Below are 24,637 nucleotides of genomic sequence, written 5' to 3'. Positions count from 1 at the left end.
TTGCCCGCGGTGATTTCATGAGTTAAAGGAGTTGCCAATGAGAACCGCAATCGACATGGCAGCCATCCTCTCACCGATCTCGGACGACAACCCCGAAGGGGTCGATATCCGCTACTCAGCTATCTACGACGAGATCAGGGAGGCGCGCCGTTCGGAGGACGCCATCCCGGACGGGGAATGGCAGCGGGAGGGGAAAAGCCCGGAGTGGGAGCGGGTGATAACGCTGTCGCTTGACTCTCTGGCTGAAAAATCGAAGGACCTGCTGGTGGCGACCTGGCTGACCGAGGCGCTGACCCACAGGGACGGCTTCGAGGGGATCGGGACCGGAATGTCCATCCTGGGAGGGCTCCTCGACAAATTCTGGGAGACGGTCCACCCGCACCTGGACGGGGACGACTATGATTACCGCGCCGCCCCCTTTGAATTCCTCAATGACAGGATCTCGGCCACGGTGAGGCAGATCCCGCTAACCGATCCGAGGACGACCGCCGGTTTCTCATACCTCCAATGGCAGGAGTCGAGCGAGGTCGCGAACGCGAGGGGGGAGGTAAGGGAGCATCTCCTCTCCGACGGGAAGCTTACCCCGGAGGAATTCGACAGTGCGGTCGCCAACTCTTCCCCCTCTTTCTATCGCTCGCTAGCCGGCGCCCTCTCCGCGGCGGTGGCCAGGTTTGCCGTACTCGAGACTCTCGTCGATCAGAAATTCGGACCGCACGCGCCGAGCCTTTCGATGGTGGGAAAGGCCCTCGAGGAATGCCAACGCCTGGTGATGAAGATCGCCGTGGAAAAGAAGGGGCTGAGCGATGCCTTCGACGAGGTGGCAGAGGAGAGCGGAGGGGGCGAGGGGGGCGAAGTCGTGGCCGCCGATAGTCCGGGTAAAGCTGAGACAGGAGAATGCCTTGTCAGTGGGAGTTTATTCTCGGGCGGGGACGCGCCAGACGAGAGTCCGGTAGCCGGCGCTTCCGGCGGGGCGCAGGAGACGCAGCTCTGGAACGAGGCGTTCTCCATCATGCAGAGCCGGGGCTTCAAGCCGGCCCTGGACCTGCTCCTGTCGGTGGCGAGCAGCCAGTCCTCCGAGCGCGGTCGCTGTCGGTACCGTTTCCTGGTGGCGAAGCTCTGCCTGAAGGCGGGGAGGCCGGAACTGGCGCGCCCCATCGTCGAGCAGTTGCACACCACGATCACCGAACTGCAGCTCGAGAAGTGGGAATGTCCCTTCTGGATCGCGGAGATCTGCGAGGCCCTCTACCAGTGCCTGATCTCGGGGGAAGACAGTGACGAAGAGGCCTCTCGGGCCAGGGAACTCTTCAGGAAGATCTGCACCATGGACGTGACCAGGGCTTTGGATTCGGCGAAATAAACCGGCGAGGAGGAGATCATGACGGGGAAAGAGAGCCTGCAGCACAAGATAGACAGGGTGAGGGCGCCACGGGTGCAGATCACCTATGATGTGGAGATCGGCGGGGCCGTCGAGACCAGGGAGATTCCCTTCGTTGTCGGGGTGCTGGCCGACCTCTCCGGGAAGCCGGACGAGCCGCTGCCGAAGATGAAGGAGCGCAAGTTCGTGGAGATCGATCGCGACAATTTCGACACCGTCCTGTCGGCGATGAAGCCGCGGCTGGCGCTGACGGTAGACAACAAACTCGCCGGCGACGGTTCGAAGCTTGCGGTGGAGCTTCGGTTCCGGTCGCTGCACGACTTCCACCCCGAGCAGGTGGTCCGCCAGGTCGAGCCGTTACGGAAGCTGGTCGAGGCCCGTCAGCGGCTTTCGGACCTCCTGAACATGCTGGACGGAAATGACAGGCTCGACGAGCTGTTGCTGGCGGCTGTCTCCAGTACCGAGGCCTTGGAAAAAATCGGCAAGGAGGCCGGCGTGGAACTTCCGGCCGGAACCGAATAGGGAGGAGGAACACATGGCAGAGCTTGAACGGGAAGGGCGGAACTCCGCAGAAAAGACCGGGGGCGTGCAGGGCTCCCTCCTCGACCGGATCATCCAGGAAGGGCGCCTGGCCCGGGACGAGACCCAGAAGGGGTGGGCCCGGGACATGCTCGGAGAATTCGTGAAGCAGGTGATGGAGGGGAAGGTGGCGGTCTCCGACGACATCGAGCTGGTGGTCAACGCCCGGATCGCCGAGATAGACCGGCTGATCTCCCGGCAGCTGAACGAGATCCTGCACCATGAGGAGTTCCAGAAACTGGAGGCATCCTGGCGCGGGCTGAGCTACCTCGTGCAGCAGAGCGAGAGCGGCGAAACACTGAAGATACGGGTGATGAATGTCTCCAGGAAGGACCTCCTGAAGGATATGGAGAACGCCGCCGAGTTCGACCAGTCAACTCTTTTCAAGAAGATCTACGAGGACGAGTTCGGCATGTTCGGCGGCGCCGCCTACGGCGCGCTGATCGGCGACTATGAGTTCGGAAGCAACCCGCAGGATCTGGTCCTCTTGCAAAAAGTCTCCGAGGTGGCCGCGGCGGCCCATGCGCCCTTCATCTCGGCCGCCTCGCCCATGATGTTCAATCTGGACTCCTTTACCGAACTGGGCGGGCCGAGAGACCTTTCCAGGATCTTTCACAGCGTGGAGTGCGCGAAGTGGAAGTCGTTCAGGGATTCCGAGGACTCCCGATACGTGGCGCTGGTCCTGCCGCACATCCTCATGCGGCTCCCCTATGGCAAGCTCAATGAGCCAGTCGAGTCCTTCGACTTCGAGGAGGACGTCGACGGCACGAACCATCACAAGTACCTCTGGGGGAATGCCGCCTACGCCATGGGGACGAGGCTCACCGATTCCTTCGCCAAATATCACTGGTGCGCCGCCATCCGTGGTGTGGAGGGGGGCGGTCTGGTGCAGGGACTGCCGGTGCATTCCTTCAGGACTGACGAAGGAGACGTTGCGCACAAATGTCCAGCCGAGATCGCCATCACGGACCGGCGCGAGAAGGAACTGGCAGATCTCGGCTTTATCCCCCTGGTGCACTGCAAGAACACCGACTTCGCCGCCTTCTTCAGCACCCAGAGTGCCAATAAGCCCAGGACCTACGACTCCGACGCCGCCAACGCAAATGCCAAGCTCTCTTCGCAGTTGCAGTACATCATGGCGGTGTCACGTTTCGCCCATTACCTGAAGGCGATGATGAGGGACAAGATCGGCAGCTTCATGACCAGGAAGAATGCCGAGGATTACCTGAACCGCTGGATCGCGAAGTTCGTCCTTCTTGATGACAATGCCGGGCAGGAGATGAAGGCCCAGTTCCCGCTGAGCGAGGCCAGGGTGGACGTGACGGAGATTCCCGGGAAGCCTGGGGCCTACCGCGCCATCGCCTATCTCAAACCCCATTACCAGCTCGACGAGCTGACCGTTTCGCTGAGACTGGTGGCGAACCTGCCGGCCCCGGCGGCGTAGCGTGCTGGGGGCTAGAGGCTAGGGGCTGGGGACTAGGGGCTAGGGGCTAGGGACCCAATGCGCCGAAGCCGTTCGTGCTGAGCCTGTCGAAGCACGTGCCGCGGTTCGCGGTCGGGAGACCGCCATTGAAACGGATGCTGCTTCGCGGGGGGAGGGCGGTCCCCCCAATAGTTGAAAAAGGGGCAACGAGCACAAAAGGAGGAAACCATGGCTGTAGATATGTTTCTCAAGGTCGACGGAATCAAGGGAGAATCTCACGATGACTCCCACAAGGACGAGATCGACATCCTGGCCTGGAGCTGGGGGGCCTCGCAGTCCGGGAGCGCGCACACCGGCGGAGGGGGCGGGTCCGGCAAGGTCAACGTGCAGGACATCAGTGTCACCAAGTACATCGACAAGTCGAGTCCCCTCTTGATGAAGGCCTGTTGCAACGGGCAGCACATCAAGGAGATCAACCTGGTGGTCCGCAAGGCCGGGGAGAAACCGCTTGAATACCTGAAACTGAAGCTGAATGACTGCCTGGTCTCCTCGGTCTCCACCGGCGGGGCCGGGGGCCAGGACCGCCTCACCGAAAACGTGGGGCTGAATTTCGCCAAGTTCCAGGTCACCTACACCGCCCAAGACGCCAAGGGTGCCGCGGCGGGCGAGGTCCCTTTCGCCTTTGACATCAAGTCCAACAAGGTCCTCTAGGAGCTGGATGATGCATGCCTCGATACTGGACAGGCTCATCGACGACGATCCGGACGCCTCGCGTGAGTCTGCCCGGTACCCCCGCCTGAGCTACAGTGACGCGAGATCCGCCGTCGCGCAGGATCTGGAAAACCTGCTCAATACGAAATATTTCGGGCCGGAAGTTCCCGATTCGTGCCAGGAGGTAGGGCGGTCCGTCTACGGTTACGGGCTTAGGGACTTCAGCTCGCAAAGTCCGGCAAGCCCTGCGGTCCGCGCCGAGCTTCGCCTGGAGATCGAGCGGGCCGTGCGGCTCTTCGAACCCAGACTTTCGAATGTGACGGTAAAGGTGGAGGAGCCGGACCAGAAGGAATGCCGCCTGCGATTCAGAATTACCGCCCTTCTACAAATGGACCGGGGCACCGAGCCGGTCAGCTTCGACACCTTCTTCGACATCAACAGGGGTGACTACGAAGTCCCACAGTAGCCCCCCCTTTTTTTTCACAATGGTCAGACAGGTCGGACAGGTCGGACAGGTCGGAGAAAGCCATGAGCGACGACTTACTCCATTACTACCAGCGGGAACTGAACTTCATCCGCGAGATGGGGGCGGAGTTCGCGCGCAGGTACCCGAAGATCGCCGCAAGGCTCCAACTGGCGCCGGACAAGTGCGAGGACCCGCACACCGAGCGGCTGATCGAGGCTTTCTCCCTCTTGACCGGCCGCCTCCACAAGAGGATCGAGGACCATTTCCCCGAGATCACCGAAGCCCTCTTCCAGGTGCTCTACCCGCATTACGTGGCACCCGTACCGTCAATGGCGGTGGCCTCATTCGAGCCACTCACGCAGGCCGTACCGCCGACCGGTTATCTGATAGACAAGAACACGGTGCTCTACTCGAAGCCGGTTGAAGGGACCCCCTGCCAGTTCACCACCGGCTATCCCGTCACACTTTGGCCGATCGAGGTGGCGTCGGCGGTGCTCAGCCCGCCCCAAAAGCCGGCCCGCAATGCCCAGCAGGCCCTGAACATCCGCCTGCAGGCCGCCGACAACGTCGACTTCGGAGAGCTTTCGCTAAAGGAGCTCCGCTTCTTCCTCAACGGCAAACCGCAGGACGTCTACCTGCTGTACGAGCGTATCTTCAACAATCTCTGCCACCTCGAACTGTCGTGGAGCAATGCCAGAGGAGGGAAGGAGACCGTCACCCTCCGGCCTGACGACATCAGGGAGGTCGGTTTCAAGCCCGATGACTCCATTATTCCCCACGACAGCCGCACCTTTTCCGGTTACTCCCTCCTTTTTCAATTCTTTGCTTTTCCGGAGAAATTCCTCTTCTTCGATCTCTGCGGCCTCGGCCAACTGGCGGGAAGGGAGGTGGGCCGAAGCATCGAGGTCAGCTTCTACTTCGACAGGGGCCTCAGCTCAGACGTGCTCGTTACCAGGAGCACCTTCTGCCTGAACGCAACCCCGGTGGTGAACCTCTTCAGGAAGACGGCGGAACCGATCAACATCGACCATCAGCTAAGCGAGTACCAGATCGTGCCGGATCTTCGCCGTAGAGGGGCAGCTGAAGTCTTCAGCGTCGACCGCGTGATGTCAACGACAACCGGGGCGGACAAGGAAACGCTTTACCGGCCACTTTACTCCCTCAGCCACTATCTCGAGGAGCCGGGCGGCTCGTCCCACGCCTACTGGCATCTGCGTCGGGAACAGGGCCGAAACGACGACGGCACCGACGTCTACATCTCTTTCGCCAATCTCGACTTCGACCCGGTCATTCCCGGCGCGGAGGTGGTCCATCTCCAGGTTACCTGTACCAATCGCGGCCTGCCGGGACGTCTTCCGATAGGTGACCCTGCGGGAGATTTCGACACCGAGCTCGCGGCTCCGCTTGCCGCGATACGCTGCGTCGTCAAGCCAACGCTGCCGCGGCGACCCGTGCTGGGGGGCCCCCTCCAGTGGCGCCTCATTTCCCACCTCTCCCTGAATTACCTCCCGCTGCTGGACGACGAGGGCGAGACCCTGAAGGAGATACTGAAGCTCTACGACTTCGACGACTCTCCCGCGACGAAGCAGCAGATCAACGGCATCGTATCCCTGCGCTCGCAGTTCGTTACCAAGAGGGTAGGGCCGTCGTTTTGCCGCGGCGTCGAGGTCACCATCAGGTTCGACGAGGAGAAGTATGTCGGGACCGGGCTTTACCTCTTTGCCTGCGTCCTCGAGCGCTTCATCGGCGAGTACGTCTCTCTCAACTCCTTCACCCGACTGGTGGCGGAGACGCTGCAGCGAAAGGAAAGGCTCAAAGCATGGCCACCGAGAAACGGCAGGCGCATCCTTCTGTAAGAGACCGGCTTTTCAGGGAGTTCTACCGCTTCACCTTCTTCCAGGCCGTCAGTATCCTGGAACGGATGGCGCAAGGGGGAAATGGCCTGGGGCGTGAACTGCTTCCAGGGATGGAGCCGGTGCGCTTTTCTGTACAGCCGGGGTTCGCCTTTCCTCCCAGCGACATTGCCGATCTTAAAGTTCCCGAGGGGGGCGGTCAGCCGGTACTGGAGGTCTCCTTCCTGGGCTTGATCGGACCGTCGGGGGTGCTGCCCCGCTGGTACAACGAACTGGCGCTGGAGCGCAAGGGGCGAAAGGACCGCGCGCTGGGGGCCTTTCTCGATATCTTCCAGCACCGGCTGCTGTCGCTTTTTTACCTGGCGTGGAAGAAAAACCGGCTCCCTGTGACCTACCGCCCCGACGGGAGCGACCGCTTCTCCTTCCATCTCCGTTGCCTCATCGGCCTGGGGAGTGATCACCTTTTCGAGAAGCTCGGCCTCCCCGGGAACTCGCCCATGTACCTGGGCGGAGTAATGGCACGACGGGTCCCCACTGCTGCCGCGGTCGAGGCCCTGGTCCGCTACCACTTCCAGGTCTCTGCAGAGGTGGAGCAGTTCGTGCCCCGGTTGCTGACTCTGGAGCCGGAGGAGCGGACCGCGGTTGGCAAGGCCAACAGCAGGCTCGGTGTGGACACGGTATGTGGGTCACAGCTGTGGGATATCCAGAGCAAGTTTTGCCTGAAGCTGGGACCAATGCCGTTCGACACCTACGTCAGGTTCCTGCCGGGCGGCGATCGGCTCGGGCCCCTGCTTTCGCTGGTCCGGTTCCAGGGCGGGATCGAGTACGATTTCGCGGTGCAGGTCATTCTCCAGCGCGAGGATGCGCCCTGCCTCATGCTCGGAGGGGGGATAGAGGGAGGCTCCCGCCTGGGCTGGACCGGTTGGATCAGGTCTCCCGGCGTGCCGCTGGACCACGACCCGCACGCCGCTTTCGAGATGGAGGATCTTGCGGAGGTGGTGCAGAGACACCGGCAGGAGGCGACGCGTGACGGGGAAGTGACGGCCGGGCGTTTCTTCACGAGCGAGGATAGCCGGCGGGGCGCGGGCAACTAGTACCGGAAAGGCGTGAGAGGAACCATGGCCCTCTTCAACCAGGATAACCGACATATCACAATCGCCACCCCGCTCGGCAGGGATGTCCTGCTGGTCGAGTCTGTGACCGGTAGCGAAGGGATATCCAGGCTCTTCAACCTCCAACTCTCGCTGGTTTCGGAGAACCAGGCCATTTCCTTTACTGAGATCATCGGGAAGGGTGTGACCTTGACCCTTGACCTGCCTTCGAGTGGTAAGAGGTTCTTCAACGGCATCGTGTCGCGCTTCGTCCAGAAAAGCGGCAGTGGAACCACCGGAGACGATACCCTTGTCTCCCGTTACCAGGCCACCGTCGTCCCCTGGCTCTGGCTCCTTTCCCGTAGCGCCGATTCGAGGATCTTCCAGAACATGTCCGTTCCCGAAATCGTGGAGAAGGTATTCGTGGACCATGGCTTCTCCGACTTTCAGCCGAAGCTCCAGGGGAGCTACCGCAAGCGCGAGTACTGCGTTCAATACCGCGAGACCCATTTCAACTTCGTTTCCAGGCTCCTGGAAGAGGAGGGCATCCACTACTTCTTCGAGCACGGTAACGGCAAGCACAAGATGATCATGGCCGACGCGCCGCAGGCGAACCTCCCGTGCCCGGGGCAGAAGACGGCGAGCTATCAGGTGGATCCGCAGGACGAGGATGTCGTGACCTCGCTGGAGCAGGTCCAGGAGATCCGGGCGGGGAAATACGCCCTAAATGATTTCAACTTCCAGATCCCGAACGCGTCCCTCGATGTCGAGGTCCCCAGCAAGCACCAGATCGGCCCGGGCAATCGGGAGATCTACGACTATCCGGGGGAGTACGGGAGAAAGGCTGAAGGTGACGCTGTGGCCAGAATCCGCATGGAGGAAGAGGAGGCACAGATCACCACCATGATCGGAACCAGCACCTGCCGTGCCTTCGCCAGCGGCTATCGTTTCACCCTCAACAATTTCTACCGCAGGGAAAGGTCAGGCAGGGACTTCGTCATCGTCTCGGTCGAGCACGACGCGAATCAGGACGTGCGGGAGGGGGGCTACTTCGACTACTCGAACGGTTTCACCTGCATCCCCGCGGAGGTTCCGTACCGTCCTTTGCGCGTGACGCCGAAGCCTTGCGTGCAGGGAGTTCAGACGGCGATCGTGGTCGGGCCGCAGGGAGAGGAGATCTACTGCGACGAGCACGGCCGGGTCAAGGTCCAATTCCACTGGGACCGGCAGGGGAGAAACGACGATAACAGCTCGTGCTGGGTGAGGGTGAGCCAACTGTGGGCCGGCGCTGGCTGGGGGGCCATGTTCATCCCCAGGATCGGTCACGAGGTAATCGTGGACTTCCTCGAAGGGGATCCGGACCGGCCGATCATTACCGGCAGGGTCCATCACGGCCTCAACATGCCGCACTATCATCTCCCCGCCGAAAAGACCAAGAGCACGATTAAATCCAACTCAACCCCGGGAGGGGGTGGCAGTAACGAGCTAAGGTTTGAAGATAAGAAGGGGCATGAAGAGATCTATCTGCATGGGGAAAGGGACCTGCAAATAGTGGTCAGGCATGACAAGGACCAGAAAGTAGGAAACGACGAGCACCTGCAGGTCGTCAACGACCGCTCTCTGTCTGTCGGGGCCGATCAGACGGAGAGGGTTGAAGGGAACAACTCCATGGAGGTCGGCGGTAACTTCAATATCTCGGTCTCCCGGGATTCCGAAAGTACAGTCGGTGGCGCTATGAGTATCAGGGTGTCGAAGCGGTTATCTCTGGTAGGCGATGAAATAGTTGTCACTGCCGTGAACAGAGTCAGTCTCGTCTGCGGCCCGAGCACCATTGTTCTCGATTCTTCCGGAATCGCCATCAAGGGCCCCGGTGGCGAGGCTAACTATTGACGGGACGCCGGCCACTCAGATGAGCTTGTTGAGGCCGGAGGATTGAGTGACAGGGCGCCATTTCGGCAGGGGATGGCGCCCTGACATATTATGCTAGTTGGAAATTCTGCTCATAGGCGATCAGGGTGTTTATCATCAGCGCGGCGACAGTCATGCGGCCCACTCCGCCGGGCACCGGGGTGATCCAGGAGCATTTCGGCGCCACTGTCTGAAAATCCACGTCCCCCACCAGTTTTCCGTTTTCGAGCCTGTTTATGCCGACGTCGATGACGGTCACGCCCTCTTTCACCATGTCGGCGCTGAGAAAGCCGGGGATGCCGACCGCTACGATGACGATGTCGGCGCGCCGCGTTTCTTCCACGAGGAGTTGCCGCGGTGTCTCGATGTGGGTAAGGGTGACCGTGGCATTGCCGATGTCGAAGTCGTTGGCCAGCATGATGGAGATCGGCTTGCCCACGATGTTGGAGCGGCCGATGACGACGCAGTGCTTGCCTGCGACGGGCACCTGGTAGTATTGCAGCAGTTTGCAGATCCCATAGGCGGTCGCAGGCCGGAAAGCCTTCTGTCCCAGGGCCATCCGCCCGAAGTTGGTGGGGTGGAAGCCGTCGATGTCCTTTTCCGGCGAGATGGCGTTGATCACCCGCTGCGGATCGATATACCCCGGGAGCGGCAACTGTACGATCACTCCGTCAGTGGAGGGATCGTCGTTGATCTCATCGATCTTTTTCAGGAGCTCATCCTCGCTGACCGTCTCCGGGAAGCGGACCAGGTTGCTCTCGAAGCCGGAAAGGGCGCAGGTGGCGATCTTCGACTTCACGTACGACTCGCTCGGCGCATGTCTTCCCACCAGTATCACCGTCATGTGCGGCTTGCGCAGCCCCGACTCCACGCGCAGGCCGACCTGCCGCGCGATCCCCGCAACCAGGCTCTCGGCGCACTCCTTACCATCCAATATTCTCATGGCTATCCTTCCTTTCCCTCAACCGGGCCGGCAGGGGAGGCGTCCCCCTTTCGGACCTGCGGGTGACTACTACCACAAAGGCGACATCCGCTCAATGTTTACAACACCTCGAAAGGTATACGTTATTTGGGAACGAGGGTTGGGGTGGTGAAGGGGGGCGCCCTTCGCTTCGCTCCTGTCGCGGAGGCGGAACTTCTTGAAATTGCGGCAGAGGGTGCAGTTTTCGAAATTAACGTATTCAAATATTAAACAGGAAGTATACCATTACTAAACTTTTCATTGCACAAACGAAGAGGACATGCTAGATTCCGGAAAATACAAAATGTTTACCAACACTAAACTCGGAGGACTGCTTGAAGATCGGTGAGAGGTTGAAACGACTGAGGATGGTGAACTCCCTGACTCAGGAGGAATTGGCCAGCCGCGCCGATGTGACCAAGGGGTTCATCTCCCAGCTGGAAAATGACGCCACTTCGCCCTCCATCGCGACCCTGAAGGACATCATCGACGTCTTCGGTATCAGCATGCAGGAGTTTTTCAGCGAGGAGTCCGACCAGGATATCGTCTTCGGCAAGGATGCCCGGGTGCAGGCGACCGACGACGGTGACCACATCAAGGTGGAACTCCTGGTGCCGGGCGCCCAGAACCGTGACATGGACCCGGTGCTGGTGACCCTCGATCCTGGTGGCGAAATGGACGAGCAGCCGGTTCACGAGGGCGAGGAGTTCGGCTTTGTCATCTCCGGCAAGGTGCAGTTGAGGCTGGACGACAAGCTTTACACCGTCGACAAGGGCGAGTGCTTTTACTTTTCCTCTGACAGAAAGCACACGGTCAAGAACCTCGGCAAAGGCGCGGCCACCCTGTTGTGGGTCGTGACGCCGCCGACCTTTTACTACTAAGGATAAATGCGTGCTTCGACAGTCTCGGCACCAACGGTTACCTAGTCAACCGGTCCGGCCAGAAGCGTCTTGAAGGAAGGAACTTCAAAGCCTTTTGAAAGACCTGAGAGGTAATATCCGTTCGGCCTGAGCCTGTCGAAGGGCGCCTGAGAAGAGATATCCGTTCGCCCTGAGCCTGTCGAAGGGCGCAAGCTGACCAGAAGGTTGAATCGCAGTCATCTGAAAAAGAGTCGGCCCTGAACTCGTCAAATTGCAAGAGAGCCGGTTCCCATACCATTATTGAAAACAGGAGAGTGAAATAACAATGAGCAAAGTACTGATAATAGGGGCAGGCGGAGTTGGCGGTGTTGTCACCCACAAGTGCGCCCAGGCCCGCGGCGTTATCACCGGCATTACCCTTGCCTCGCGCACCGAGTCCAAGTGCAAGGCCATTGCGGAGCAGATTCCCGACTTTCCGGTGAAGACCGCGCAGGTGAATGCCGATAACGTGCCGGAGCTGATCGAGCTGATCAAGCGCGAACAGCCCAAGCTCGTCATCAACGTGGCGCTCCCCTATCAGGACCTGACCATCATGGATGCCTGCCTGGCAACCGGCGTCGACTACCTCGATACCGCCAACTACGAGCCGCTCGACACCGCGAAGTTCGAATACAGCTGGCAGTGGGCCTACCAGGACCGCTTCAGGGAGAAGGGGCTCATGGCGCTCCTCGGCAGCGGCTTCGATCCCGGCGTCACCAATGTCTTCACCGCCCTGGCCGCCAAGAAGTACCTGGACGAGGTGCAGGAGATCGACATCATCGACGCCAACGCCGGCAGCCACGGCCAGCCCTTCGCCACGAACTTCAACCCGGAGATCAACATCCGCGAAGTGACCGCGGAGTGCCGTCACTGGGAAAACGGCGCCTGGGTCGAGAGCGGCCCGCTGGGGACCAAGCGGAGCTTCGACTTCCCCGAAGGCATCGGCCCGATGAACATCTACCGCATGTACCACGAGGAGATGGAGTCGCTGGTCAAGCACATCCCGACCATCCGCAAGGCCCAGTTCTGGATGACCTTCTCTGATAACTACCTCAAGCACCTGGAGGTGCTGCAGAACGTCGGCATGACCAGGATCGACGAGGTCGAGTTCAACGGCCAGAAGATCGTCCCGCTGCAGTTCCTGAAGGCGGTTCTTCCGGATCCCGGCAGCCTCGGCCCCCTGACCAAGGGGCGCACCTGCATCGGCGTGGTCGCCAAGGGGATCAAGGACGGCCAGAGGAAGCAGGTCTACATCTACAACATCTGCGATCACGAGGCCTGCTACCGCGAGGTGAAGTCCCAGGCGATCAGCTACACCACCGGTGTCCCCGCCGTGGTCGGCGCGATCATGATGCTGACCGGCAAGTGGCGCGGGGAGGGGGTCTACAACATGGAGCAGTTCGATCCCGAGCCGTTCCTGGAAACCCTCTCCACCTTCGGCCTTCCCTACGAGGTGGTCGAGGGGGGAGACTGGCTGGAGCTTACGTGACCAAGCTGCATGTGGAAGAGATGACCCGGCTCGCCCCATCTCCCTCCTTCGTGGTGGACCTAGGAAGGCTGCGCCACAACCTGGCGATCCTGGACGAGGTGCAGAAGCGAAGCGGGGCCAAGATCCTGATGGCGCTGAAGGCCTTCTCCATGTGGAGCGTCTTCCCCGTCATCTCAAAGACGCTCCACGGCGTCTGTGCCAGCTCTCCGTGGGAGGCGAGGCTCGGGCGGGAGGAGTTCGGGGGCGAGGTGCACAGCTTCGCGGCGGCGTTCAAGGAGAGCGACGTGGCGGAGCTGTTGACGACCTCGAACCACCTGGTCTTCAACTCCTTCAACCAGTTGGAGCGCTTCCGCCCGCTGTGGGAGGAGTGCGCAGGCCGCGTTTCCATCGGCCTGAGGGTGAACCCAGGGCATTCCGAGGGGCACACCCCCATCTACGACCCGGCGGCGCCGAAGTCGCGGCTGGGGATCGTGCGGTCTGAATTCGAAGGCAGGTCACTCGAGGGCGTGGACGGGCTGCACTTCCACACCCTGTGCGAGCAGCTCTTCGATCCCCTGGAGCGCACCGCGCGCGTCTTCGAGGAGAACTTCGGGGAGTTCCTGCCGCGGATGAAGTGGCTGAATCTCGGCGGCGGGCACCACATCACTCGCGAAGGCTATGACATCGACGCCCTGGTGGAGCTGGTGAAGTACTTCCGGGAGAAGTACGACCTTGAGGTCTATCTGGAGCCTGGCGAAGCCATCGCCATCGGCACCGGCATCCTGGTCTCCGAGGTCATGGACGTGGTCCGTAACGAGGTCGATATCGCCATCTTGGACGTCTCGGCCACCTGCCACATGCCCGACATCCTGGAGATGCCTTATCGCCCGGAGATCAAGGATGGCTTCGATCCCGGCGTGAAACCTCACAGCTACCGGCTGGGGGGGCCGTCCTGCCTGGCCGGCGACGTCATCGGCGACTGGTCGTTCGAAAAGCCGCTTTCCGCCGGTGATCGCCTGGCCTTTCTGGACATGTCGCACTACACCATGGTCAAGACCACCACCTTCAACGGGATCCAGCACCCGCACATTTGCACGTATGAACCGCAGACCGGTGAACTGAAGGTCGTGCGGAGTTTTTGCTACCAGGACTTCAAGAACCGTCTGTCCTGATGCCGTCAACGAAACTAATCACTCAACAGGTGAAATGAACTATGCCTAAATGGTCCATTAACGAATCCGCCAAGATCTATAACATCGACAACTGGGGTGCAGAGCTCTTCTCCATCAACAAGAAGGGCAACGTCTGCGTGCACCCGTCGCCCAACTCCAAGCACGTCATCGACATCAGGGCACTGGTGGACGACCTGATCAAGAGAAAGATCAAGCCCCCGATCCTGCTCAGGTTCATGAACGTGCTGGAGGGGCGCATCGCCTCGATCAGCCGGACCTTCAAGAACGCCATCCAGGACAACAACTACCCGGCGAAGTACCAGACCTTCTATCCGATCAAGGTGAACCAGCAGCGCCAGGTGGTCGAGGCGATCGCCAACTTCGGGAAGAAGCACAACATGGGTCTCGAGGTCGGCTCCAAGCCCGAGCTGGTGGCGGCGATCTCCATGTCGACCGGGAGCAACCTCCCGATCCTGTGCAACGGCTACAAGGACACCGAGTTCATCGAGACGGTCCTTTACGCCACCAGGGTGGGCTACGACATCACCATCGTCATCGAGAAACTCTTCGAGCTGGAGAAGATCGTCGAGGTCGCGAAGAGGACCGGCATCACCCCGAAGCTCGGCATCAGGGTCAAGCTCTCCTCCAAGGGGATCGGCAAGTGGTCCACCTCCGGGGGTGACGACGCCAAGTTCGGCCTGCGCATCTCGGAGATCATGGCGGCCATCGACATGCTGAAGCAGAGCAACCTGCTGGACAGCGTGAAGCTCCTCCATTTCCACGTCGGCAGCCAGATCACCAAGATCGACAAGATCAAGAACGCCCTGATCGAGGGGACCAGGATCTATGTCGAGATGAGGAAGCTCGGGGTGGGCCTGGAGTTCCTGGATATCGGCGGCGGCCTTGGGGTCGACTACGACGGCTCCAAGTCGAGCTACTTCTCCAGCGTGAACTACTCGATCGAGGAGTACGCGAACGACGTCATCTACCAGGTGAAGAACATCTGCGACACCGCCGAGGTTCCGTGCCCGAACATCATCTCGGAGTCGGGGCGTGCCACCGTCGCCCATTACTCGGTGCTGGTGACCAACGTACTCAACAACAACACCCAGACGCTGCTGCCGGAGTTCGACTCCATCCTGACCGATCCGGAGAAGTTGTCGCAGCTCTCGCCGACCGTGAAGAAGCTGGTCGACATCTACAAGAGCATCGACCGCCACTCGCTGAGGGAGGACTACCACGACACCATCCAGCTGATACAGGAGTCGGTGAGCCTCTTCAACCTAGGCTACCTGAACATGAACGAGCGGGCCAACGCCGAGTGGATCTACTCCAAGATCATCAGGAAGATCAACTCGATTGTCGAGAAGATCAAGCCGATCCCCGAGGAGCTGCAGAACTTCCCGCTGAGCCTGAGGCAGACCTACTTCACCAACTTCTCGCTCTTCCAGTCGATCCCGGACTCCTGGGCCATCGACCAGCTCTTCCCGATCGTGCCGATCCAGCGGCTCGACGAGAAGCCGGACGTGCTGACCTCCATCGCCGACATCACCTGCGACTCCGACGGCGAGATCACGAGCTTCGTGGGCCAGAACGGCAGGACCAAGGCCCTGCCGCTGCACAAGATCAAGTCGAGCGAGGATTACTACATCGGCTTCTTCCTGATCGGGGCGTACCAGGAGATCCTGGGGGACATGCACAACCTCTTCGGCGACACCAACGCGGTGCACATCACCTTCAACAAGAAGACCAACTACAAGATCGACACCGTCATCAACGGCGACGCGACCTGGGAGAGCCTGAAGTACGTACAGTATGACAGCTCGGAGATCTTGAAGCGGGTGCGGAACAACCTGGAGAAGGACGTCTCGCTGCAGAAGGTATCGATCGAGGAGAGCAGCCACTTCCTCGAACTCCTCGACAAGACGCTGCAGTCGTACACGTACCTGGGAGAATAACCATAAACAAGAAAGGGGCGGACTCCCGGGTCCGCCCCTTTTTTCATGCCGAGAGTGACTCCTTCAGCTAAAGCTCATGCAGGTTGCTGAACTCGCGCCACTCCAGGTAGTACTTCGGACTCATCACGAAGTCACAGATGTTGTCGATGATGTTGTAATGTTTCTTCTCCTCGTCAGCTATCTTCAGATATAGCTGCACCAGATCCTGATTCCGCTCTTTCCTTGCCAGATCCTCATACAGCTTCACACTGTCCGCCTCTATCTTCAATCCTACCTTGTAAGCATCCAGATCCTCATGCAGTTGCCCCATCAACTGCTCCTTCACGGTAACCAACTCGGCGAAGACCGTTTTCGCCTGCTTCAAGGCCTGCGACTCCGTCATTGAGAACGGCTTTCCTTCCTTCAGCCCGTGAAAGACCTCGTAGTGCTTCTGCTCATCGGCCGCCAGTCCCTGGAAGATGGTCTTGAACCCGGGGGCTTTGGTCGAGGCGGCCAGATCCTCATAGTAGGCCTTCCCCTGCAGTTCCATCTTCATCGCAAAGTCATAAATGTTCATCGCGTCACCCCCGTCATTGATCCAGCTGCCGGTTTGTTGGTGTAGAGACAGCACTCCGTAGTCACTGAAAAGCATCCGTTACTGTTTCAAGTTTCACACATGTCGCGGTGTTGTCAAGAAAGTGGGACTGTTGTCAAGAAACGGCAGGAACAGGTGGCGTTTCTGTAGGACAGATAGCTTGTTCCATGCTGTCGCTGTCACAGCAAGCACGGATGGACAAGAGGAACATCGGTGATATCATCAGCCTTGGAGGGAAAGGTTCACGATGATCGAGAGACAACAATCTGGAGGAGAAAGCCATGAAGACTATTATGAGGATGTTTACCGCAGTTGCTGTGATCCTGCTCCCGACCTTCAGCTTCGCCGCTTCATATAATATCGATCCCGACCATTCCAACGTCGGTTTCAAGATCCGCCACCTCATGGTGTCGAACGTCAAGGGGGTGTTCCACAGCGTGCGCGGGGTGGTGAAGATCGACGACAGTGACATCACCAAATCAACAGTCAAAGCCACCATAGAGACGGCGTCGATCGACACAGGAGTCAATCGGCGGGATAAGGATCTGAAAAGCGCCAATTATTTCGACGTCGCGAAGTACCCGGCCATGACCTTCGCCTCCACCGGTGTCACCAGGAGCGGTGAGGGGAAGCTGAAGGTAGCGGGAGATCTGACCCTGCACGGGGTGACCCGGCAGGTGGTCCTGGACGTGGAAGGACCGACTCCTGAGGTGAAAGACCCTAAGGGGAGCATCCGGCGCGGCGCCTCTGCCTCGGCCAGGATCAGCAGGAAGGAGTTCGGGATCACCTCGGGATCTGCCCTCATAGGTGACGAGGTCGGCATCAGTCTCGAGGTCGAGATGGTGAAGGCCCCTGCGGAGTAGGCGTTGCCGCATGTAAAAGCTATACACCTTTGTATTGTGCAAATACCGTAATAACACCGGCAAGTTCCGGTGCCTGAAGGAGGTTGGAGTCAATGAGCGCCGGCAAAGTGTATGTGGAAACCATACTACATCGATGTTCACTGGCTCAATTGATGGCGCTGCGAGGGCGGGTGAAATGGCGGCTTTCCGGTGACTTGGGCGGAAGTTGCGGTATCTTTTAAATGTGGCACGTCTAATGCTATTTAAGGATCAGGAGTTATAGATCACAGCCTAAAAGGAGGATGTCATGAAAGCACCTATGAACACCCTAATCGCGATGGCCGCATCGACATCGACGGCTTTTGCCGCCAATGGTGCGCAGGCCGACGAGCCCGGCATCCTCTGCTGGGCATTCCTGGGATTTTGCGCCGTCATCTTCGCCGGGCAGCTCGTTCCCGCCGCGATGATGGTCATCGGAGCTGCAAAAGCCCTCTTCGGAAAACCGGAGCCGGTGAAGGGCAAGGTTTAGGCTAAGGCTGCATCCCCACCGGGAAGTAACGAAAAAGCCGCTCATACGAGCGGCTTTTTTACGTCCATCGTCCACAGCTCCTCCCCCCCGGAGGGGGAGGCAAACATCACTCCGCCAGCCGGTCCGCCAGCAGTTCCACCGAATGCTTCACGACTACGCCCGACCCGTCCTGGTCAAAGCCCCCCCTGATCTGCATCACGCATCCAGGGCAATCCATCGCCACCAGCGGGGCCCCGCTATCCTTTATGTTCCTCAGCTTGCCCCGGAGGATCGGCGCCGAGATCTCCGGGAGCTTCATCGAATACGACCCGCCCATGCCGCAGCACATGTCGCACTCGTGCATCTCGGTCAGCTCATATCCCGCCTTCTGAAGTAGTTCCCTCGGCTCCTTGTGCACCTTCAGCGTCCTCTTCAGGTGGCAGGAGTCGTGATAGGTAATCTTCCCCAGTTGCTCCCCTTCCTTCAAGGTCAGACGCCCCTCGTCGACCAGCCGTTTCACGAGAGACGAAAAATCTATCGTCTTTTCCGAGAGCTTCTTTGCTTTTGCCAGCCATTCCGTCCGCCCTACCGCTTCCAGTGTCTTGGCAAAGTCCTCAACGAGCGCCACCGTGCAGGTCGGACAGGCGGAGACCACGTAGCTGACGTCTTCCTTCAGAAGCACCTCGATGTTGTCGATCGCATTTTGAGCGGCGACCTCGTAGGCTCCGTTATAGAGGGCGGGAGCCCCGCAGCAGGTCTGTTCCTCGGGGAAGATCACCTCGATCCCGGCCCTGTTGAGGACTTTGACCAGCGCAACCCCCATCTCCGGGTAGGCAAAATCGATCAGGCATCCGGCATAGAAGCAGACCTTCTCCTTCTGCACGGGCTGCTTTATCTTCCCGAACCTGTCCCGGAAGGGCTCTGACGCGATGGCGGGAAGGCTGCGGCCGGCGGTGAGATCTGACAGGAACAGCGGCAGGTGGCGGATGAATCCTCCCGAGGCCAGCGGCTTGGCGGCGACCGAAGCGGCTCTCAGTATGCCGTGGAAGAGCTTGCGGTTGTTGACCACGCCGAAGATCGCCTGCTGGGCCAGTGGCTGCCCCTTCTCCAGCACCAGCCGGCGCCTGATCTCCATGATCATCTCCGGGATGTCGAGCTTCCCGGGGCAGACCTCCTTGCAGTTGCCGCACTGGATGCAAAGCCCCTGGATGTCCTCGGACTTCTTCAGCTCGTCGAACCAGGCGGTGAGGATGGTCCCGATCCCGCCGGTGTAGACCGATCCGAAGACATGCCCGCCCACCAGCCGGAAAATGGGGCAGACGTTCAGGCAGGAGCCGCAGCGGATGCACTGCAGCGCCTGCTTGAATTTCGGATCTTCAGCCATCTCGGTCCGGCGGTTGTCCATGAGAATGATGTGCAGATCCTTCAATGAACCGTCGTCGTTGGGCGTGGGGCCGGAGATGATGGAGACGTAGCTGGTCAAAAGCTGCGCCGTCGCGCTCCGCGGCAGCGCCTCCAGTATGGGCGCCACGCTCTCGAACTTCTCGACCAGCTTCTCCACCCCAATGAGAGCGATGTGGATTTTCGGGAGGGACGTCACCAGACGCGCGTTGCCTTCGTTGGTGACCAGGACGATGCTGCCGGTCTCGGCCACCGCGATGTTGCCGCCGGAGATTCCCATGTCGGCGGCAAGGAACTTCGGCCGCAGCTCGTTGCGCGCCACCTTTACCAGCCTGGGAATGTCGGTGCTCAACCTCTCATCGACCTCCTTGCTGAAGAGCTCGGCCACCTCCTCCTTGGTCAGGTGGATGGCCGGCATCACCATGTGCGATGGCGTCTGCCCGGCCAGCTGGATGATCCATTCCCCGAGATCGGTCTCGGCAACGGAGATGCCGTTTTCCTGGAGGAAGGGGTTCAGGTGGATCTCCTCGGTCGCCATCGACTTCGACTTCACCACCGTCTCCACGCCGTTATCCTTGGCCACCCGCAGGATGTAATCCTTCACCGCCTGCGGATCGCGGGTGCGGAAGACCTTGGCCCCCAGTGCCTCGGCGTTTCTTTGGAAGGTCGCGGCGACCTCGTCGAGATGGGCTGCGGCGGCCGATTTCGTTTCGGCTATCCGTCCACGGATGGCCTCGAAATCGATACCCTCATAGGCCTTGGCCCGGTTCACCTTGTACGCCTCTGAGAACTTGCCGAGGGCGCCGGTGAGATTGGCGTCGTTGACCGCCCTATTTATCGACGCCTTGAATTCCTTCTTCATCGTCCTTCCCCTCCCAGTTCATCCACGAAAATTATCACCAGCCGCTGAGGTCCGTGCACGCCGATGGTCAGCACTCGCTCGATGTCGGCGGTCCGGCTCGGGCCGGTGATGAAGGCGATGTACCGCGATGTAGCAGGATTGATCCTGGAGAAGAGCTCGACCTTGCCGGAGAGGATGTTGCCTGTGGGGGCGAAGGCGATGTGGATATCGGTAAGGGAGGAGACCAGCCGCTGCTCCACCCCGGTCTGGTCCTGGACCAGGGAGCCGGTATCGGCAAGGGCCCACTCGACTTGGCTGATGCCGAACCTGGAGTGGCTGGCGGCTTCCCGCGTTACCTCCAGCTTGAGCCCCGGCAACTCCGCTAGCGCCTTTCGGTCGATACCGTTAAGGAAGGGGCAGTCGGCCCAGACGGCACGGCTTCCTGGAACATCGGCCAGGCCTTCTCTTTTCAAGAACTGGAGTACGAACTCCAGCGCCTCCTGCCTGGTTTCGAACCTGTGGACCTCGGCGCCGACCCCGGTCGCCTTGGTTTTAAATTGGTCATACATCTCACTTCCCTCCTCTTCGTGGACATCGGCTCCCCCCGCACAATCTGTGGGTCGGCGGGGGAGAAAAGGTGTTTTATCGAGACACCTGCCGAAGGTGTCGTCGCGGTTAATCTCTTCTCGATGGTCTCCATTGCCGCGCTTCCGGAAATGATATGACCAACTGACAGCGCCGATGATAATTCATAAGGTGGTCCTAGTAAAGCGATTTTGGCGGGCTGGCGAAAAAAACTTGACAGCGTTTTAAAAAGAAGATAATTGGTCTTACCAAAATTGACACGGTCCATGGCCCCGCTCTCCCTCACCTCAATGGTCCCTGCATCCACGGGGCAAGGCCCGGCGAAAGCTGCGCTCCCCCGTGAAAATCAAAACCTTTTACCGGTCGCTGCCGATGACCCTATCGTTAAAGCCTCAACACGAAGGAGAAAATGCACATGCCATGGATTCAAAGCTACACCCCGCTGGGAGGAAGTCTCGGAATGTCGGCCCTGGTCGCAGCCGTTCCACTTGTTGTGATCTTCGTCGCTTTGGCCGTCTTCAAGATGAAGGCGCACAAGGCAGGCCCGCTGGCAGTGGCCTTTGCCGTCGCCATCGCGGTATTCTGCTGGCAGATGCCGGTCAAGCTCGCCGGTCTCGCCACCCTCCACGGCGCGGCTTTCGGCCTCTTCCCCGTTTTCTACATCGTGGTGACGACGCTGCTCCTCTACAACATCACCGTAAAGGGGGGACAGTTCGAGATCATCAGGGCATCGCTGGCCGGACTCACCGGTGACCGGCGGCTGCAGGCCCTCCTGATCGCCTTCTGTTTCGGCGCCTTCATCGAGGGCGCCGCGGGCTTCGGCACCCCGGTGGCCATTGCCGGCGCCACCCTGGTCGGTCTCGGTTTCCGTCCCTTCTACGCCGCAAGCGTCTGCCTCATCGCCAACACGGCACCGGTGGCCTTCGGCGCCATAGGTATCCCCGTCGTCGCCTTGGCCGGTGTCATGGGATACGACGACGGCGGTCTGATGAAGCTCTCCACCATGGTGGGGAGGCAGCTTCCCTTCGTCTCGGTGTTCATCCCCTTCTACGTCATCATGATCATGGCCGGTTGGAAGAAGACCATGGAGGTCCTTCCCGCCATCATCGTCTGCGGCGCGACCTTCGCGTTCTCGCAGTGGGGCTGCGCAAGTTTCCTCGGTCCCTATCTCCCCGACATCATCGCCTCCCTCACCACGCTGGCTGCGCTGGTGATCCTGCTCAAGGTCTGGCAGCCGAAGACCGTCTGGACCTTCGACCACGAGCCGGAGTACAGCGGGAAAGAGAGCCACAGCTATAGCGGAGCCGAAGTCTTCCGCGCTTGGGCCCCGTACCTTGCACTGACCGCCATGGTTCTCGTCTGGGGTATCCCGTCCGTCAAGGACTCGCTTGACAAGAGCAAGGTGGTGATCCCCATACCGGGCCTCGACAACGCCATCGCCAAGAAGGTATCCAAGCCTGAAGACGGCATCAAGAAGATTGCGGCGGTGAAGCGTGAGATAGCCAGGCAGACCGCGCTCCTCGCCCCCGCGAACCCCGGGAAGTCGGTGCTGGTTGCCTCTGCGGATCCTAGCCAGATCGCGCTGCCGGTCTCGACCGTTACGAAACCGGCAGCGCTGCCGGAGCAGAAACAGGTGGCATTAGCCTCCGCCCTCGCCGACCTGCAGGGTTTGGAAGAAAAGCTACTGGTCGTTGAGCAGTCCCTTCCGGGGCAGACGCCGGTACTGACCAAGGAGAGGGGCGCAGCCTTCGACGCCATCGAGAAGAAGCAAAAGGACCTGCAGAAGCTCGGTAAGGAATTGGTAGCCCAGAAGGTGGTGGAAAAGGATCGCTTCAAGTCGTTGGACAAGGCATTGACCGACCAACTGCCGGCCAAGGTCGCTGCGAAATTTAACTTCAACTACATGTCCGCAGCAGGGACAGCTATCCTGATCGCCGCCATCCTTTCCGCCCTCATCTGCGGCATTGGTGTGGCCGATTTCTTCCAGGTGCTGGGCAAGACCCTTTACGAGATGAGGTTCCCGGCTGTGACCGTGGCCTCGGTGGTGGGTCTGGCCTTTGTAATGAACGCCTCGGGCATGACCACCAGCATGGGGATGGCTTTCACCAAAGCCGGAGCCTTCTTCCCGTTCCTCTCGCCCTTCCTCGGCATGCTGGGAGTCTTCCTGACCGGCTCCGACACCTCCAGCAACGTCCTCTTCGGCGGCCTGCAGAAAGTGACGGCCGAGCAACTCGGTGTGAACCCGCTTCTCACCTGTGCCGCCAACACCAGCGGCGGGGTCATGGGCAAGATGATCTCCCCGCAGTCGATCGCCGTCGCCTGCGCCGCAACGGGCCTGGTCGGCGAGGAGGGGAACCTCTTCCGCTTCACCATCAAGCATGCGCTCTTCCTGACCATCGTGATGGGCATCATCGTGGCGCTGCAGGCCTACGTCTTCCCGTGGATGATCCCGTGATGTCGCTTCCCCACCCCCCAACCCCCTCCCTCAAGGGGAGGGGGAGATTCAAAACTCCCCGATTGCTAAGGGCAGGGGGACTTGCTTCTCTTCTCAGCCGTCTCTCCGAATGTGCCGAGAGGTGGCGAGGGTACCTTCTGACAAGGATATGTAAGCATGGATAAGACTTTCGTAAAAGCCCTCGCCGAGATCGTCGGACCCACCAACACCCTGACCGACGACGAGGCTCTTGCCTGTTACGGCTACGATTCGACCCCGGAGCTGCAGAGCCGGCCGGGCGTGGTGGTCCTCCCCGGGAGTACCGAGGAGATCGCGCGGGTAATGGCGCTTTGCCATGACGCCGGCGTGCGCGTAACTCCGCGCGGCTCCGGCACCAATCTCTCTGGCGGCTCGATCTCCTTCGATGCCGGGGTCGTGCTGCAGACCAGCCGGATGAACAGGATTGTGGAGATCGACGAGGAGAACCTGACTGCGACGGTGGAGACCGGTGTGATCACCAGCACCCTGCACCGCGAGGTCGAGGCGAAGGGGCTCTTCTACCCGCCCGATCCGGGGAGCATGAACATATCGACCATGGGTGGCAACGTGGCCGAGAACTCCGGCGGCCTGCGCGGGCTGAAGTATGGGGTCACCGACGATTACGTCATGGGGCTCAGGACGGTTCTCGCCAACGGGGAGATCCTCAAGACCGGCGGCAAGGTCGTCAAGGACGTGGCGGGTTACAACCTGAACCACCTGCTGGTCTCCTCCGAGGGGACCCTCGGCATCTTCTCCGAAATCACGGTGAAGCTGATCCCGAAGCCGCAGGCAAAGAAGACGATGCTGGTACATTTCCCCCAGCTCGAGCAGGCTGCCCTCACCGTCTCCCGGATCATAGCGGCCAGGATCATACCGGCGACCCTGGAGTTCCTGGATCGGGTGACTATCCGCTGCGTCGAGGAGTACGCCCACGTGGGGCTGCCGCTCGACGTGGACGCGGTGCTGCTGATCGAGGTCGATGGCCATCCGGCGCAGGTGGAGGATGATGCCGCCGGGATCCGCGTCATCTGCGAGCAGAACGGGTGCTCCTTCTTCCAGACTGCCGCGACCGTCGACGAGGCGCTCAAGCTGGCGACGGCGCGCCGGGTCGCCCTATCGGCGCTGGCCAGGCTCAAGCCGACCACCATCCTCGAGGACGCCACCGTTCCCAGAAGCTGCATCGCGGCGATGGTGAAACTCATCCAGGAGACGGCGAAGAAGTACGATCTCACCATCGGCACCTTCGGCCATGCCGGAGACGGCAATCTCCATCCCACCTGCCTGACCGATGAGCGGGACCAGGACGAGATCGCTCGGGCGCACAAGGCGTTCGGGGAGATCTTTGAAGCCACCATCGAGATGGGCGGGACCATTACCGGCGAGCATGGCGTCGGCGTGGCCAAGAAGAAGTATCTGCCCAAGCTGGTCGGCGAGTCGGGGCTCTGGGTGATGAGAGGGATAAAAGGGGCTTTCGACCCGAAGGGCATCCTGAACCCCGGGAAGATCTTCTAGCACTTCGATTTTTCAAAGAAAAAAGTGCGCCCTTCGA

Annotated in this window: 20 protein-coding genes; 16 read left to right on the top strand and 4 right to left on the bottom strand. The window is 60.3% G+C overall.

Features of this window, described 5'->3' with window-relative positions:
• Nucleotides 1-37 precede the first annotated feature (37 nt).
• The 8 genes from tssA to AC11W3_RS06320 all read left to right on the top strand — a co-directional run bounded on the left by tssA (nucleotide 38) and on the right by AC11W3_RS06320 (nucleotide 9,388).
• Nucleotides 38-1,357 carry a type VI secretion system protein TssA gene (gene tssA / locus AC11W3_RS06355; RefSeq protein WP_484092670.1) on the top strand — a complete coding sequence of 440 codons (1,320 nt, stop codon included), beginning with the start codon at nucleotides 38-40 and terminating at the stop codon, nucleotides 1,355-1,357.
• 18 nt (nucleotides 1,358-1,375) lie between these two features.
• Nucleotides 1,376-1,897 carry a type VI secretion system contractile sheath small subunit gene (gene tssB, locus AC11W3_RS06350; RefSeq protein WP_484092669.1) on the top strand — a complete coding sequence of 174 codons (522 nt, stop codon included), beginning with the start codon at nucleotides 1,376-1,378 and terminating at the stop codon, nucleotides 1,895-1,897.
• A 13-nt stretch (nucleotides 1,898-1,910) separates the two neighbouring features.
• Nucleotides 1,911-3,398: a type VI secretion system contractile sheath large subunit gene (gene tssC, locus AC11W3_RS06345; protein ID WP_484088375.1), complete on the top strand. Its 1,488-nt coding sequence runs from the start codon at nucleotides 1,911-1,913 to the stop codon at nucleotides 3,396-3,398.
• Nucleotides 3,399-3,605: 207 nt separating this feature from the next.
• Nucleotides 3,606-4,088 carry an Hcp family type VI secretion system effector gene (locus tag AC11W3_RS06340; protein ID WP_484089857.1) on the top strand — a complete coding sequence of 161 codons (483 nt, stop codon included), beginning with the start codon at nucleotides 3,606-3,608 and terminating at the stop codon, nucleotides 4,086-4,088.
• A 10-nt stretch (nucleotides 4,089-4,098) separates the two neighbouring features.
• The gene (gene tssE / locus AC11W3_RS06335) at nucleotides 4,099-4,554 is read left to right on the top strand and encodes a type VI secretion system baseplate subunit TssE (protein ID WP_484089858.1); all 456 of its coding nucleotides are present in this window, start codon (nucleotides 4,099-4,101) and stop codon (nucleotides 4,552-4,554) included.
• 62 nt (nucleotides 4,555-4,616) lie between these two features.
• On the top strand, nucleotides 4,617-6,410 hold the full coding sequence (tssF, locus tag AC11W3_RS06330; protein ID WP_484089859.1) for a type VI secretion system baseplate subunit TssF: 1,794 nt from the start codon (nucleotides 4,617-4,619) through the stop codon (nucleotides 6,408-6,410).
• Nucleotides 6,374-7,501 carry a type VI secretion system baseplate subunit TssG gene (tssG, locus tag AC11W3_RS06325; RefSeq protein WP_484092668.1) on the top strand — a complete coding sequence of 376 codons (1,128 nt, stop codon included), beginning with the start codon at nucleotides 6,374-6,376 and terminating at the stop codon, nucleotides 7,499-7,501. The genes tssF and tssG overlap by 37 nt, the downstream gene beginning before the upstream one ends.
• A 24-nt stretch (nucleotides 7,502-7,525) precedes the next feature.
• Entirely contained in the window at nucleotides 7,526-9,388 is a 1,863-nt protein-coding gene (locus tag AC11W3_RS06320; protein WP_484092667.1) for a type VI secretion system Vgr family protein, read from the top strand.
• An 88-nt stretch (nucleotides 9,389-9,476) separates the two neighbouring features.
• Here AC11W3_RS06320 and AC11W3_RS06315 read toward each other — a convergent pair whose 3' ends face one another.
• Entirely contained in the window at nucleotides 9,477-10,349 is an 873-nt protein-coding gene (locus tag AC11W3_RS06315; RefSeq protein ID WP_484089862.1) for a bifunctional 5,10-methylenetetrahydrofolate dehydrogenase/5,10-methenyltetrahydrofolate cyclohydrolase, read from the bottom strand.
• Nucleotides 10,350-10,702: 353 nt separating this feature from the next.
• On the opposite strand from AC11W3_RS06315, the gene AC11W3_RS06310 reads away from it, so the two are divergent.
• From AC11W3_RS06310 to speA, 4 genes are all read left to right on the top strand, one after another.
• Nucleotides 10,703-11,248, top strand: coding sequence for a helix-turn-helix domain-containing protein (locus tag AC11W3_RS06310; protein ID WP_484089863.1), 546 nt, complete (start codon nucleotides 10,703-10,705; stop codon nucleotides 11,246-11,248).
• Between the two features lie 304 nt (nucleotides 11,249-11,552).
• Nucleotides 11,553-12,755: a saccharopine dehydrogenase family protein gene (locus tag AC11W3_RS06305; RefSeq protein WP_484089864.1), complete on the top strand. Its 1,203-nt coding sequence runs from the start codon at nucleotides 11,553-11,555 to the stop codon at nucleotides 12,753-12,755.
• A gap of 20 nt (nucleotides 12,756-12,775) precedes the next feature.
• Nucleotides 12,776-13,906, top strand: coding sequence for a carboxynorspermidine decarboxylase (nspC, locus tag AC11W3_RS06300; RefSeq protein WP_484092674.1), 1,131 nt, complete (start codon nucleotides 12,776-12,778; stop codon nucleotides 13,904-13,906).
• Nucleotides 13,907-13,947: 41 nt separating this feature from the next.
• Nucleotides 13,948-15,864, top strand: a complete 1,917-nt coding sequence (gene speA, locus AC11W3_RS06295; protein WP_484089865.1) for a biosynthetic arginine decarboxylase — start codon at nucleotides 13,948-13,950, stop codon at nucleotides 15,862-15,864.
• Between the two features lie 67 nt (nucleotides 15,865-15,931).
• Here the strand turns inward: speA and AC11W3_RS06290 are convergent, their stop codons facing one another.
• On the bottom strand, nucleotides 15,932-16,420 hold the full coding sequence (locus tag AC11W3_RS06290) for a ferritin-like domain-containing protein (RefSeq protein ID WP_484092666.1): 489 nt from the start codon (nucleotides 16,418-16,420) through the stop codon (nucleotides 15,932-15,934).
• Nucleotides 16,421-16,719: 299 nt separating this feature from the next.
• Here AC11W3_RS06290 and AC11W3_RS06285 point away from each other — a divergent pair, with 299 nt between their 5' ends.
• Together AC11W3_RS06285 and AC11W3_RS06280 are read left to right on the top strand one after the other, a co-directional pair.
• Nucleotides 16,720-17,301, top strand: a complete 582-nt coding sequence (locus AC11W3_RS06285) for a YceI family protein (RefSeq protein WP_484089867.1) — start codon at nucleotides 16,720-16,722, stop codon at nucleotides 17,299-17,301.
• Nucleotides 17,302-17,587: 286 nt separating this feature from the next.
• A complete protein-coding gene (locus tag AC11W3_RS06280) occupies nucleotides 17,588-17,809 on the top strand; it encodes a hypothetical protein (protein ID WP_484089868.1) in 222 nt (73 codons plus the stop codon).
• Between the two features lie 106 nt (nucleotides 17,810-17,915).
• Here the strand turns inward: AC11W3_RS06280 and ldhH are convergent, their stop codons facing one another.
• The gene (ldhH, locus tag AC11W3_RS06275; protein WP_484089869.1) at nucleotides 17,916-20,051 is read right to left on the bottom strand and encodes an L-lactate dehydrogenase (quinone) large subunit LdhH; all 2,136 of its coding nucleotides are present in this window, start codon (nucleotides 20,049-20,051) and stop codon (nucleotides 17,916-17,918) included.
• A complete protein-coding gene (locus tag AC11W3_RS06270; RefSeq protein ID WP_484089870.1) occupies nucleotides 20,048-20,599 on the bottom strand; it encodes a LutC/YkgG family protein in 552 nt (183 codons plus the stop codon). Before AC11W3_RS06270 ends, ldhH begins: the two co-directional genes overlap by 4 nt.
• Nucleotides 20,600-21,030: 431 nt before the next feature.
• On the opposite strand from AC11W3_RS06270, the gene AC11W3_RS06265 reads away from it, so the two are divergent.
• On the top strand, nucleotides 21,031-23,070 hold the full coding sequence (locus AC11W3_RS06265; protein ID WP_484089871.1) for an L-lactate permease: 2,040 nt from the start codon (nucleotides 21,031-21,033) through the stop codon (nucleotides 23,068-23,070).
• A 156-nt stretch (nucleotides 23,071-23,226) separates the two neighbouring features.
• Nucleotides 23,227-24,600, top strand: coding sequence for an FAD-binding oxidoreductase (locus tag AC11W3_RS06260; protein WP_484089872.1), 1,374 nt, complete (start codon nucleotides 23,227-23,229; stop codon nucleotides 24,598-24,600).
• Nucleotides 24,601-24,637 lie beyond the last annotated feature (37 nt).

It is taken from the genome of Geomonas sp., from assembly GCF_056994735.1.
The sequence above is the reverse complement of the archived record's forward strand: the minus strand, read 5'-3'. Positions and strand labels throughout refer to the sequence as shown.

Excerpts from the sequence above, each read along its gene's own strand:
- nspC (WP_484092674.1), top strand. The coding sequence starts at position 12,776 with ATGACCCGGCTCGCCCCATCTCCCTCCTTCGTGGTGGACCTAGGAAGG.
- tssG (WP_484092668.1), top strand. The coding sequence starts at position 6,374 with ATGGCCACCGAGAAACGGCAGGCGCATCCTTCTGTAAGAGACCGGCTT.
- ldhH (WP_484089869.1), bottom strand. The coding sequence starts at position 20,051 with ATGAAGAAGGAATTCAAGGCGTCGATAAATAGGGCGGTCAACGACGCC.
- AC11W3_RS06270 (WP_484089870.1), bottom strand. The coding sequence starts at position 20,599 with ATGTATGACCAATTTAAAACCAAGGCGACCGGGGTCGGCGCCGAGGTC.
- tssC (WP_484088375.1), top strand. The coding sequence starts at position 1,911 with ATGGCAGAGCTTGAACGGGAAGGGCGGAACTCCGCAGAAAAGACCGGG.
- tssB (WP_484092669.1), top strand. The coding sequence starts at position 1,376 with ATGACGGGGAAAGAGAGCCTGCAGCACAAGATAGACAGGGTGAGGGCG.
- tssA (WP_484092670.1), top strand. The coding sequence starts at position 38 with ATGAGAACCGCAATCGACATGGCAGCCATCCTCTCACCGATCTCGGAC.
- AC11W3_RS06315 (WP_484089862.1), bottom strand. The coding sequence starts at position 10,349 with ATGAGAATATTGGATGGTAAGGAGTGCGCCGAGAGCCTGGTTGCGGGG.
- AC11W3_RS06260 (WP_484089872.1), top strand. The coding sequence starts at position 23,227 with ATGGATAAGACTTTCGTAAAAGCCCTCGCCGAGATCGTCGGACCCACC.
- tssE (WP_484089858.1), top strand. The coding sequence starts at position 4,099 with ATGCATGCCTCGATACTGGACAGGCTCATCGACGACGATCCGGACGCC.
- AC11W3_RS06290 (WP_484092666.1), bottom strand. The coding sequence starts at position 16,420 with ATGAACATTTATGACTTTGCGATGAAGATGGAACTGCAGGGGAAGGCC.
- AC11W3_RS06340 (WP_484089857.1), top strand. The coding sequence starts at position 3,606 with ATGGCTGTAGATATGTTTCTCAAGGTCGACGGAATCAAGGGAGAATCT.
- AC11W3_RS06280 (WP_484089868.1), top strand. The coding sequence starts at position 17,588 with ATGAAAGCACCTATGAACACCCTAATCGCGATGGCCGCATCGACATCG.
- AC11W3_RS06320 (WP_484092667.1), top strand. The coding sequence starts at position 7,526 with ATGGCCCTCTTCAACCAGGATAACCGACATATCACAATCGCCACCCCG.
- AC11W3_RS06305 (WP_484089864.1), top strand. The coding sequence starts at position 11,553 with ATGAGCAAAGTACTGATAATAGGGGCAGGCGGAGTTGGCGGTGTTGTC.
- AC11W3_RS06285 (WP_484089867.1), top strand. The coding sequence starts at position 16,720 with ATGAAGACTATTATGAGGATGTTTACCGCAGTTGCTGTGATCCTGCTC.
- AC11W3_RS06265 (WP_484089871.1), top strand. The coding sequence starts at position 21,031 with ATGCCATGGATTCAAAGCTACACCCCGCTGGGAGGAAGTCTCGGAATG.
- tssF (WP_484089859.1), top strand. The coding sequence starts at position 4,617 with ATGAGCGACGACTTACTCCATTACTACCAGCGGGAACTGAACTTCATC.
- speA (WP_484089865.1), top strand. The coding sequence starts at position 13,948 with ATGCCTAAATGGTCCATTAACGAATCCGCCAAGATCTATAACATCGAC.